At 57.3% G+C, this 11,690-nt stretch carries 9 protein-coding genes; 1 reads left to right on the top strand and 8 read right to left on the bottom strand.

What is annotated here, in order from left to right:
• Window positions 1–156 precede the first annotated feature (156 nt).
• The 8 genes from sucD to sdhC all read right to left on the bottom strand — a co-directional run bounded on the left by sucD (window position 157) and on the right by sdhC (window position 9,747).
• Entirely contained in the window at window positions 157–1,032 is an 876-nt protein-coding gene (sucD, locus tag BBB56_RS04515) for a succinate--CoA ligase subunit alpha (protein ID WP_013025067.1), read from the bottom strand.
• Window positions 1,032–2,198, bottom strand: a complete 1,167-nt coding sequence (sucC, locus tag BBB56_RS04510) for an ADP-forming succinate--CoA ligase subunit beta (protein ID WP_123799186.1) — start codon at window positions 2,196–2,198, stop codon at window positions 1,032–1,034. The genes sucD and sucC overlap by 1 nt, the downstream gene beginning before the upstream one ends.
• Before the next feature lie 73 nt (window positions 2,199–2,271).
• Window positions 2,272–3,492, bottom strand: a complete 1,221-nt coding sequence (gene odhB / locus BBB56_RS04505; protein ID WP_123799184.1) for a 2-oxoglutarate dehydrogenase complex dihydrolipoyllysine-residue succinyltransferase — start codon at window positions 3,490–3,492, stop codon at window positions 2,272–2,274.
• A 16-nt stretch (window positions 3,493–3,508) separates the two neighbouring features.
• Window positions 3,509–6,316 carry a 2-oxoglutarate dehydrogenase E1 component gene (sucA, locus tag BBB56_RS04500; RefSeq protein WP_123799183.1) on the bottom strand — a complete coding sequence of 936 codons (2,808 nt, stop codon included), beginning with the start codon at window positions 6,314–6,316 and terminating at the stop codon, window positions 3,509–3,511.
• 202 nt (window positions 6,317–6,518) lie between these two features.
• Window positions 6,519–7,235, bottom strand: a complete 717-nt coding sequence (locus tag BBB56_RS04495) for a succinate dehydrogenase iron-sulfur subunit (protein ID WP_123799181.1) — start codon at window positions 7,233–7,235, stop codon at window positions 6,519–6,521.
• 14 nt (window positions 7,236–7,249) lie between these two features.
• The gene (sdhA, locus tag BBB56_RS04490) at window positions 7,250–9,016 is read right to left on the bottom strand and encodes a succinate dehydrogenase flavoprotein subunit (protein ID WP_123799179.1); all 1,767 of its coding nucleotides are present in this window, start codon (window positions 9,014–9,016) and stop codon (window positions 7,250–7,252) included.
• Window positions 9,017–9,364: a succinate dehydrogenase membrane anchor subunit gene (gene sdhD, locus BBB56_RS04485; protein WP_123799177.1), complete on the bottom strand. Its 348-nt coding sequence runs from the start codon at window positions 9,362–9,364 to the stop codon at window positions 9,017–9,019.
• Entirely contained in the window at window positions 9,358–9,747 is a 390-nt protein-coding gene (gene sdhC / locus BBB56_RS04480) for a succinate dehydrogenase cytochrome b556 subunit (RefSeq protein WP_123799175.1), read from the bottom strand. The genes sdhD and sdhC overlap by 7 nt, the downstream gene beginning before the upstream one ends.
• 632 nt (window positions 9,748–10,379) lie before the next feature.
• Here sdhC and BBB56_RS04475 point away from each other — a divergent pair.
• The gene (locus BBB56_RS04475) at window positions 10,380–11,663 is read left to right on the top strand and encodes a citrate synthase (protein WP_123799173.1); all 1,284 of its coding nucleotides are present in this window, start codon (window positions 10,380–10,382) and stop codon (window positions 11,661–11,663) included.
• The last annotated feature ends 27 nt before the right edge of the window (window positions 11,664–11,690 follow it).

Genomic DNA, 11,690 nt, shown 5'->3' with positions numbered 1-11,690 from the left:
GTTATTTATTAACTCTGGGTCCAGCGGGGAACTCATTATTTAAACCAGAATTGTTTTTTTCTTATTTCAAAAATGCTAATTCTCTGTTCACTTTGCCTGGCCACAGTAAAAAAAAGGCCACCTCAACAGGTGGCCTGACAGATCAGCCGCGCTGACTTATTTTGCCGGCAGTACCGCTTTTACCGCGTCGCCGATGTCCGCGAGGCTGCGAACGGTTTTGACGCCTGCGGCTTCCAGCGCAGCAAACTTCTCGTCCGCCGTGCCTTTGCCACCGGCAATGATGGCGCCCGCGTGGCCCATACGCTTGCCTTTCGGCGCGGTCACTCCGGCGATGTAGCCCACAACCGGTTTGGTCACGTGCTCTTTAATGAAGGCCGCCGCCTCTTCTTCCGCGCTGCCGCCGATTTCACCGATCATCACAATCGCTTCGGTCTGCGGGTCATCCTGGAACATTTTCAGAATGTCGATGAAGTTAGAGCCAGGGATCGGGTCGCCGCCGATGCCCACGCAGGTAGACTGGCCGTAGCCAATGTCCGTGGTCTGCTTAACGGCTTCATAGGTCAGGGTGCCTGAACGCGACACGATGCCAACGCGGCCTGGCTGGTGAATGTGGCCCGGCATGATGCCGATTTTGCATTCGCCTGGGGTGATCACGCCCGGACAGTTCGGGCCGATCATGCGCACGCCCGCTTCGTCCAGCTTCATTTTCACCGTCAGCATATCCAGCGTCGGGATGCCTTCGGTGATGGTGATGATCAGTTTGATGCCCGCGTCGATCGCTTCCAGAATACCGTCTTTGCAGAACGGAGCCGGAACGTAGATTACCGTTGCGGTGGCGCCGGTGGCTTCGACCGCTTCGCGCACGGTGTTGAACACCGGCAGGCCGAGATGCGTGGTGCCGCCTTTGCCCGGCGTTACGCCGCCAACCAGCTGCGTGCCATATGCCAGCGCCTGCTCAGAATGGAACGTACCCTGACCGCCAGTGAAACCCTGGCAAATCACTTTAGTGTTTTTGTCGATCAGAATAGACATTATTTCCCCTCCGCAGCCGCAACGACGCGCTGTGCCGCGTCTGTCAGGCTGGTTGCTGCAATGATGTTCAGTCCGCTGTCCGCCAGTTTCTGCGCGCCCAGCTCAGCGTTGTTACCTTCCAGACGTACCACTACCGGTACGTTGACGCCCACTTCCGCCACCGCGCCGATGATGCCGTCGGCAATCAGGTCACAGCGCACAATGCCGCCGAAGATGTTCACGAATACCGCTTTTACCGCGTCGTCGGAGAGAATGATTTTAAAGGCTTCGGTTACGCGCTCTTTGGTCGCGCCGCCGCCTACGTCAAGGAAGTTAGCCGGCTGGCCGCCGTGGTGCTTCACGATGTCCATGGTGCCCATCGCCAGACCTGCGCCGTTGACCATACAGCCGATGTTGCCTTCCAGCGCGACGTAGTTCAGTTCCCACTGCGTGGCGTGCGCTTCGCGCGGATCTTCCTGGCTCGGATCGCGCATTTCACGCAGCTCCGGCTGACGGAACAGCGCATTGCTGTCCACGCCCAGCTTGCCGTCGAGGCAGACCAGATCGCCCTGTTTGGTGATGACCAGCGGGTTGATCTCAACCAGCGCCAGATCGCGCTCCAGGAACATGGTCGCCAGGCCCATAAAGATTTTCGTGAACTGGCTAACTTGCTTGCCGGTCAGGCCCAGTTTGAACGCCAGTTCGCGGCCCTGATAAGGCTGCGGACCAGCCAGCGGATCGAGCGCCATTTTGTGGATCAGGTGCGGTGTCTCTTCCGCGACTTTCTCGATCTCAACGCCGCCTTCGGTAGAGGCCATAAAGACCACGCGACGGGTCGCGCGATCAACCACCGCGCCCAGATAGAGTTCCTGATCGATGTCGGTCGCGGCTTCAACCAGAATCTGGTTAACCGGCTGGCCTTCGGCGTCAGTTTGATAAGTCACCAGGCGTTTGCCCAGCCAGTGCTCAGCGAAAGCGCGAATCTCTTCCTTGCTGTTAACCACTTTCACGCCGCCCGCTTTACCGCGTCCACCGGCATGAACCTGACATTTTACTACCCACGGGCCTGCGCCAATTTTAGAGGCCGCTTCTTCCGCTTCGCGTGGCGTAGTACAGGCGTAGCCAGTGGGTGCCGGCATACCATACCGTGCAAACAGCTGTTTCGCCTGGTATTCGTGTAAGTTCATGATGTTCTATCCATTCAGGTCTGAAAAGATTAATAAGGTTGGGCGCGCGTGAGGCTGGCGCGCCCGGCAAAAATCAGACGTCCAGCAGCAGACGCGCCGGATCTTCCAGCAACTCTTTCACCGCCACCAGATAGCCGACCGATTCACGGCCATCGATCAGACGGTGATCGTAGGAGAGCGCCAGATACATCATCGGCAGCACCACAACCTGACCATTGACCGCCATCGGACGGTCTTTAATGGCGTGCATGCCCAGGATGGCGCTCTGCGGCGGGTTGATAATCGGCGTCGACATCAGCGAGCCGAAAACGCCGCCGTTGGTAATCGTGAAGTTGCCGCCGGTCAGCTCATCAACCGTCAGCTTGCCGTCGCGACCTTTGATCGCCAGCTCTTTAATTTTCTTCTCGATGTCCGCCATGCTCAGCGCATCAACATCTTTCAGCACCGGGGTCACCAGACCGCGCGGCGTAGAGACGGCAATGCTGACGTCGAAGTAGTTGTGGTAAACCACATCTTCGCCGTCGATAGAGGCATTCACTTCCGGGAAACGCTTCAGCGCTTCCACCACGGCTTTGAGATAGAAGGACATAAAGCCCAGACGCACGCCGTGACGCTTCTCGAAGGATTCGCCGTACTGCTTGCGCAGATCCATGATCGGCTTCATGTTCACTTCGTTGAAGGTGGTCAGCATCGCAGTGCTGTTTTTCGCTTCCAGCAGACGCTCGGCCACGCGCTTGCGCAGACGGGTCATCGGCACGCGTTTTTCGCTGCGGTTAGCCACGGCGGGCTGCGGCGCGGCTTCAGCAGCGGCCGGCGCGGCTTTCGCGGCGGCGGGTTTGTTCGCCAGATGTTTCTCAACATCTTCGCGCGTGATACGTCCGCCCACGCCGCTGCCTTTAATCTGCGACGCGTCCAGATCGTGCTCGGCGATCAGGCGACGAATGGCCGGGCTGAGCGCGTCGTTGCTCTCTTCTTCCAGCGACGCGGTCTGGCGCTGTGCTGGCGTCGACTCTTTGGTGTCCACTTTCGCACTGGTTTCTTTGCCCGCGCTGTTGCCCTCTTTCAGTCGTCCCAGAATCTGACGCGAGGTGACGGTCGCCCCTTCGTCTTCCAGCACGGCTTCCAGTACGCCATCAGCCTGAGCCGGTACTTCCAGCACCACTTTGTCAGTTTCGATCTCTACCAGCACTTCATCGCGGCTTACCGCATCGCCTGGTTTTTTGTGCCAGGTTGCCACGGTGGCATCGGCAACGGATTCAGGCAGGTCGGGAACGAGAATATCTACGCTACTCATTATCTTTCCTTTTAAATTAACCAAGGTTCAGCGCGTCATTAACCAGGTCTTGCTGCTGTTGTTGATGTACGGACATATAGCCCACTGCCGGTGAAGCGGAAGCCGGACGGCCCGCATAGCGCAGCGAGGCGCCAAACGGAACCACTTCGCGGAAGTGATGCTGGCTACAATACCATGCGCCCTGATTCAGCGGCTCTTCCTGACACCAGACGAAATCCTGCACATGGGCATAATCTTTCAGGGCATCCTGCACCGCTTTATGCGGGAACGGATAGAGCTGCTCGATACGCACGATGGCGACATCGGTCTGCTCGTTTTTGCGGCGCTGCTCAAGCAGATCGTAGTAAACCTTACCGGAACAGAGCACCACGCGTTTCACCTGCTGCGGATCGAGCGCGTCGATTTCGCCGATAGCCGGCTGGAAGCTGCCGTTAGCCAGCTCGTCCAGCGAGGAAATAGCCAGCGGGTGACGCAGCAGCGATTTCGGCGACATCACCACCAGCGGACGGCGCATACCGCGCAGCGCCTGACGACGCAGCATGTGGTAAACCTGTGCAGGCGTCGAAGGCACGCATACCTGCATATTCTGCTCAGCGCAGAGTTGCAGATAACGCTCAAGACGCGCCGAGGAGTGTTCCGGCCCCTGACCTTCGTAGCCGTGCGGCAGCAGCATCACCAGACCACACATGCGGCCCCACTTCTGCTCGCCGGAGCTGATGAACTGGTCAATAACCACCTGCGCGCCGTTGGCGAAGTCGCCAAACTGCGCTTCCCAGATAGTCAGGGTGCGCGGCTCAGCGGTAGCGTAGCCGTATTCAAACGCCAGCACCGCCTCTTCGGACAGCACCGAGTCCCACACCTTGAACTGTCCCTGGCCATTATGGATATGGTGCAGCGGCGTATAGGTCGAGCCGTTAGACTGGTTGTGGATCACCGCATGGCGATGGAAGAAGGTGCCGCGACCTGAGTCTTCGCCGGAGAGACGCACCGGGATGCCCTCATCCACCAGCGTGGCATAGGCCAGGTTTTCCGCGCCGCCCCAGTCGAAAGGCTTGTTGCCTTCCGCCATCTCTTTGCGGTCGTTGTAAATCTTCGCCACGCGCGCCTGCACCTCAACCGCTTCCGGGATCTGGCTAATGCGACGCGCCAGCTCTTGCAGTCGTTTTGGATCGACGGTGGCCGGATAGCTCTCATCCCACTCATGGTTGAGATAAGGCGACCAGGTAAAAGAGTGCAGGCTCATCGGACGCCATTCCGGCACCACGCATTCGCCCGCGTCCAGCGCATCGCGATAGAGGTTCACCATTTCGGTGGCGTCTTCCGCGCTGGCGGAACCCTCCGCCGCCAGACGATCGGCGTAAAGCTTACGCGGCGTCGGGTGCTTTTTGATTTTCTGGTACATCAGCGGCTGGGTTGCGCTCGGCTCGTCGGCCTCGTTGTGGCCATGACGACGATAGCAAACCAGGTCGATAAAGACGTCGCGCTTAAAGGTGTTGCGATAATCCAGCGCCAGGCGAGTCACAAAGGCCACGGCTTCCGGATCGTCGGCGTTGACGTGGAAAATCGGCGCCAGCACCATTTTGCCGATGTCGGTACAGTACGGCGTTGAACGCGCATCGCGCGGGTTCGACGTGGTAAAGCCCACCTGGTTATTGATAACGATACGCACGGTGCCGCCGACTTCATAGCCGCGCGCCTGCGACATGTTCAGCGTTTCCTGCACCACGCCCTGGCCGATAACCGCGGCGTCGCCGTGGATGGTGATCGGCAGAACCTGGTTGCTGCCTGGCGAGTCGAGACGATCGAGGCGCGCGCGCACCGATCCCATGACCACCGGGCTAACGATTTCCAGGTGAGAGGGGTTAAAGGCCAGCGCCAGATGCACCAGGCCGCCCTCGGTTTCGACATCGGACGAGAAGCCCATATGGTATTTCACGTCGCCGGTGCCGAGGTGATCTTTGTGCTTGCCGGAAAACTCGTCGAAGAGATCCTGCGGCTTTTTACCCAGTACGTTGATCAGCACGTTCAGACGACCGCGGTGCGCCATACCCAGCACCACTTCGCGCGTGCCGCTTTTGCCTGCATGACGGATCATTTCGCGCAGCATGGGGATCAATGCATCGCCCCCTTCCAGCGAGAAGCGTTTCGCGCCGGGGAATTTCGCGCCCAGGTATTTTTCCAGCCCTTCTGCCGCCGTCAGCTCTTTCAGGAAACCTTTTTTCTCTTCGCTGCTGAATGTAGCGCGGCCTGCAACCGATTCCAGACGCTGCTGGATCCAGCGCTTCTCTTCGGTGTTGTTGATGTGCATGTACTCTGCACCGATAGAGCCGCAATAGGTCTGCTGCAAGGCATCATAGAGATCGGCCAGCTTCATGGTCTCTTTGCCGATGGCGAAAGAACCTACGTTAAAGCTTTCCTGAAAATCGGCGTCGGTCAGATCGTGAAAGGCCGGATCGAGGTCAGCGACGCGATCCTGCTTCCACAGTCCAAGCGGGTCGAGATTAGCATGCTGATGACCGCGAAAGCGGAAGGCGTTAATCAGTTGCAGGACTTTAACCTGCCTGGAATTAGCGGCCGGGTCGGAAACGGTGGAGGTGTAACGAGTTGCATCTTTCGCCAGGCGACGGAAGTATTCGCGTGTCGTGGAGTGAAACTGTTCAGGCTTCACGCCGGTGCCCGGCAGCTGTTGGAACATCGTGCGCCACACTGCATCGACAGAGTCCGGATCGGTCAGGAAATCCTCATAGAGTTGCTCTATGTAAGACTGGTTCGCGCCGGCCAGCCAGGAGGAGTCCAGCCAGGGCTTCATCGCGCTGTTCTGCATTGTGATCCCTTAAGCATTACTATGCTTTTTTGAGGTTTCATTTGTTGCCGCTTTCGCGGTTTGCCGTAGTGAGTTCAGCGATACGAGCCTGTGCGCTCACACGCGCCCTGCCCGTAAGGGAACCTTGCTAAGCGTGGCTCCGCCGCGCTTAGCAAGGCTTCCGTAAAACGCCGGGAACCTGAGGTTCCCGGACGAAAAAGGTTTACGCGCCCCGTTGCAGCAGCATCGACTTGATATGGCCGATGGCGCGCGTCGGGTTCAGTCCTTTCGGACACACGCTCACACAGTTCATAATGCTGTGACAGCGGAAAACGCTGAAAGCATCATTCAGATTATCCAGACGCGCCTCGGTTTCCGTGTCGCGACTGTCAATCAGGAAGCGATAGGCAGCCAGCAGACCGGCAGGCCCCACGAACTTGTCCGGGTTCCACCAGAACGACGGACAGGACGTGGAGCAGCAGGCGCAGAGAATACACTCATACAGGCCGTCCAGATGCTCACGCTCAGCCGGCGATTGCAGATGTTCGCGTGCTGGGGGATTCTGCCCATTATTCAACAGGTAAGGCTTAATCTTCTCATACTGCGCATAGAATTGCCCCATGTCCACAACCAGGTCGCGAACAACCGGCAGGCCCGGCAGCGGACGGATCACGATCTTCTGCTTGCCGTTGCCCAGCGCGGAGACCGGCGTGATGCACGCCAGGCCGTTTTTGCCGTTCATGTTCAGGCCGTCAGAGCCGCAGACGCCTTCACGGCAGGAGCGACGAAACGCCAGCGTAGGGTCCTTCTCTTTCAGACGGATGAGCGCGTCCAGCAGCATCATATCGCGACCGTCTTCGGATTCCAGGGTGTAATCCTGCATGCGCGGCGCGGCGTCAACCTCAGGATTGTAGCGATAAATGGAAAACTCGAGTCTCATGATCGTCTCCGCTATTAGTAGGTACGCACTTTCGGCGGGAAGGCCGCGCGCAGTTTCGGCTGCATGTTCACCTCACGGCGCGTCATGCTCTCGGTTTCGGGGACGTAGAGACTGTGGCACAACCAGTTTTCATCATCGCGATCCGGGAAGTCGAATCGACTGTGCGCGCCGCGGCTTTCGGTGCGGAAGTTCGCCGCAACCGCCGTGGCGTAAGCCGTTTCCATCAGGTTATCCAGCTCCAGGCACTCAATACGCTGGGTATTGAAGTCCGGTGAACGGTCATCCAGACGGGCTGATTTCAGACGCTCGCGAATCTGTTTCAGCTCTTCCAGACCCTGCTTCATCGCATCGCCTTCGCGGAATACTGAGAAGTTATTCTGCATGCAGCGCTGTAGCGCCTTACGAATTTCTACCGGATCTTCGCCGGTGGTGTTGTTTTCCCAGCGGTTGAAGCGCGCCATGGCGGCATCAATATTTTCCTGAGTGGCATCGCGCAGCGGACCCTGCTGTTCAATACACTCCATCAGATGCACGCCCGCCGCGCGGCCGAATACCACCAGGTCCAGCAGCGAGTTGCCGCCGAGACGGTTAGCGCCGTGAACCGATACGCAGGCGATTTCGCCAACGGCGAACAGGCCGGGGATAACTTCATCTTCGCCCTGCGCATTTACGCGCAGCGCCTGCCCGGTCACTTTCGTGGGGATGCCGCCCATCATATAGTGGCAGGTTGGGATCACCGGGATAGGCTCTTTCACCGGATCGGCGTGAGCAAAGGTGCGCGACAGCTCCAGGATGCCCGGCAGGCGGGATTCCAGGACGTCCGCGCCCAGATGGTCGAGTTTCAGCTTGATATGCGGTCCCCACGGACCGTCGCAGCCGCGACCTTCACGGATTTCGATCATCATCGAACGCGCGACCACGTCGCGGCCCGCCAGGTCTTTGGCGTTCGGCGCATAACGCTCCATAAAGCGTTCGCCGTGTTTATTAAGCAGATAGCCGCCTTCGCCGCGGCAGCCTTCCGTTACCAGCACGCCCGCACCCGCGATACCGGTCGGGTGGAACTGCCACATCTCCATATCCTGCACCGGCACGCCCGCGCGCAGCGCCATGCCGACGCCGTCGCCGGTATTGATGTGCGCGTTGGTGGTGGACTGATAAATACGGCCCGCGCCGCCGGTCGCCAGAATGGTGGCTTTGGCTTTGAAGTAGACGGTCTCGCCGGTTTCAATACAGATGGCGGTACAGCCGACGATGGCGCCCTCTTCGTTTTTCACCAGATCGAGCGCATACCATTCGGAGAAGATGGTAGTTTTGTTCTTCAGGTTTTGCTGATAGAGCGTATGCAGCAGCGCGTGGCCGGTACGGTCCGCTGCCGCTGCGGTACGCGCAGCCTGCTCGCCGCCGAAATTTTTCGACTGGCCGCCGAACGGGCGCTGATAGACGCGGCCATCTTCCAGACGGGAGAACGGCAGGCCCATATGTTCCAGTTCCAGAATCGCTTCCGGGCCGGTTTTACACATGTATTCAATCGCGTCCTGGTCGCCGATATAGTCGGACCCTTTGACGGTGTCATACATGTGCCATTCCCAGTTGTCTTCATGGGTGTTGCCAAGGGCGACGGTAATACCGCCCTGCGCAGACACGGTGTGGGAACGGGTCGGAAAAACTTTTGATAACAGGGCGCAGGTCTGGCCCGACTGGGAGATTTGCAGTGCGGCGCGCATACCTGCGCCGCCTGCGCCGATCACCACGGCATCAAATTCTCTGACTGGCAAACTCATTTACACACCCCACACCACAACAGTTCCATAAATTGCATACGACAACAGCGCGACCACAATCGCCAGCTGTAGAATCAGACGGACGGCCAGACCCTTAACGTAGTCGGTCAGCACTTGCCACATTCCAATCCAGCCGTGGATCAGAATGGAAAACAGCGTCAGCAGGGTGAAGACTTTGGTGAACGACGAGGCGAAGAAGCCGCGCCAGACGTCATAGGTCAGCGTGTCGGTCAGGGCGATAAAGCCCACAATATAGAGGATGTAGAGCGTAATGAGGATTGCCGAAGCGCGCAGCAGCAGCCAGTCCTGAATGCCGTTGCGGCCTAACGCGGATGCATTGCTTACCATACGAGAACTCCAGCCAAAATTGAAAGCACGACAGTAATGCCAAAGGTGACCCATGCGGACTGACGGCCAACAGCCAGCGTCTCCGCAAGATAACCAAAATCCATCAACATATGACGAATCCCGCCCACCGTATGGAATGCCAGCGCGGTGAGAATGCCCCACAGAATAAACTTCACAAAGAAGCTATCCATGATGGCAGCAGCGTGCTGAAAACCTTCCGGGGAAGAGAGTGACGTACCCAGTAACCAGAGCAGAATACCGAGAGCCACAAAGGTAATGACGCCGGATACGCGGTGGAGAATGGACGATATTGCAGTAACGGGAAACCGGATCGTCGAGAGATCCAAGTTGACAGGTCTTTGTTTTTTCACGGTTTTGCCCACACAGCTCTTTTTTATTTTGCTTCCTCCGGTCCCTGAGGCGGAGTCGAATCACAGGTGTGTTCAGACTTTAACCGTCACCAAATCAGCAACATCCAGTGTTAATTGACGCGGTAGAAACGCTGGGTGGCTCCTGGTGTCAGGGGGTTTCCGGAGACCTGGCGGCAGTATAGGACGATCACATTCTTATTACAATTACCCTACAATCTCTTTGGGTACATTTGCGTGAAACAGTGATCGGACTCACGAATTTCACATTTAATACAAATTTAATTATCTGATTTGACAAAAGTTCAACAATTCAGTTACAAACTAGGGCAGAAAACCCCAGTGATGCACAAAAGTTATGGGGATACACTTTCCCCTAAGCACAAGTTATGTAACATTCTGGGTGTGAGCACCCTAAAACAGCAGCTTATTGATTACCAGAAAGTTATGTCCAGACCGGATCTTTAACAACCGCGATATGCAGATTCTCATGACGGCTTCGCTCCCAGACGGGACACGCCTCTCACTCTGTGCCCTGCACCCGACTTGTTATGCAGAGTGTTATTGTGAAGTTAACGGCGACCGCAACATGACCGCTTTTCAGGTGTCTAAGATCCATACTTACATAAGGCGCTATGGAGACGAAAATGACAGATAAAAAAGTGACGCTAACCCTACAAGATGAAACGCCTCTTGAGCTGGACGTGCTGAAGGGCACGCTGGGCCAGGATGTGGTTGATGTCCGCGCCCTGGGTTCTAAAGGTCTTTTTACTTTCGATCCAGGTTTCACGTCTACAGCGTCCTGCGAATCCAAAATCACCTATATTGATGGCGATGAAGGCATCCTGCTGCATCGCGGCTTCCCTATCGATCAGTTAGCGACCCACTCTAACTATCTTGAAGTCTGTTATATCCTGCTGAACGGCGAAGCGCCGACCCAACAGCAATATGAAGAATTTCGTGAAACCGTTACCCGCCACACCATGATCCATGAGCAGATTACCCGTCTGTTCCACGGTTTCCGCCGCGATTCGCATCCGATGGCGGTTATGTGCGGCGTGACCGGCGCGCTGGCTGCGTTCTACCACGATTCGCTGGACGTCAATATTGAGCGTCACCGTGAAATCGCCGCGTTCCGTCTGCTGTCGAAAATGCCGACCATGGCCGCGATGTGCTACAAGTATTCTATCGGCCAGCCTTTCGTTTATCCGCGTAACGACCTCTCTTACGCCGGTAACTTCCTGCATATGATGTTCGCCACCCCGTGCGAAGAGTACAAGGTGAACCCGGTGCTGGAGCGCGCAATGGATCGTATTCTGATCCTGCACGCCGACCATGAGCAGAACGCCTCTACCTCTACCGTGCGCACCGCCGGCTCGTCTGGCGCGAACCCGTTCGCCTGTATCGCCGCGGGCATCGCCTCGCTGTGGGGACCGGCGCACGGCGGCGCGAACGAAGCGACGCTGCGTATGCTGGAAGAGATCAGCACCGTTGATCATATTCCGGAATTTGTCCGCCGCGCGAAAGACAAAAACGACTCTTTCCGCCTGATGGGCTTTGGTCACCGCGTCTACAAAAACTACGATCCGCGCGCAACCGTGATGCGTGAGACCTGCCATGAAGTGCTGAACGAGCTGGGCATGAAGGATGACCTGCTGGAAGTGGCCATGGAGCTGGAGCATATTGCGCTGAACGACCCGTACTTTATCGAGCGCAAACTCTACCCGAACGTCGATTTCTACTCAGGTATTATTCTGAAAGCGATGGGTATTCCGTCTTCCATGTTCACGGTGATCTTCGCGATGGCGCGTACGGTAGGCTGGATTGCGCACTGGAAAGAGATGCACGACGAAGGCATGAAAATTGCCCGTCCGCGTCAGCTCTATACCGGCTATACCGAGCGCGAGTTTACTTCCGCGCTGAAGAAATAAACGCAGCGGATTCTGTTCAGGCCGCAC

Source organism: Candidatus Pantoea deserta (assembly GCF_003813865.1).
Taxonomy (GTDB): domain Bacteria; phylum Pseudomonadota; class Gammaproteobacteria; order Enterobacterales; family Enterobacteriaceae; genus Pantoea; species Pantoea deserta.
Note: the sequence above shows the minus strand (reverse complement) of the source record. Positions and strands in the feature narration are given on the sequence as shown.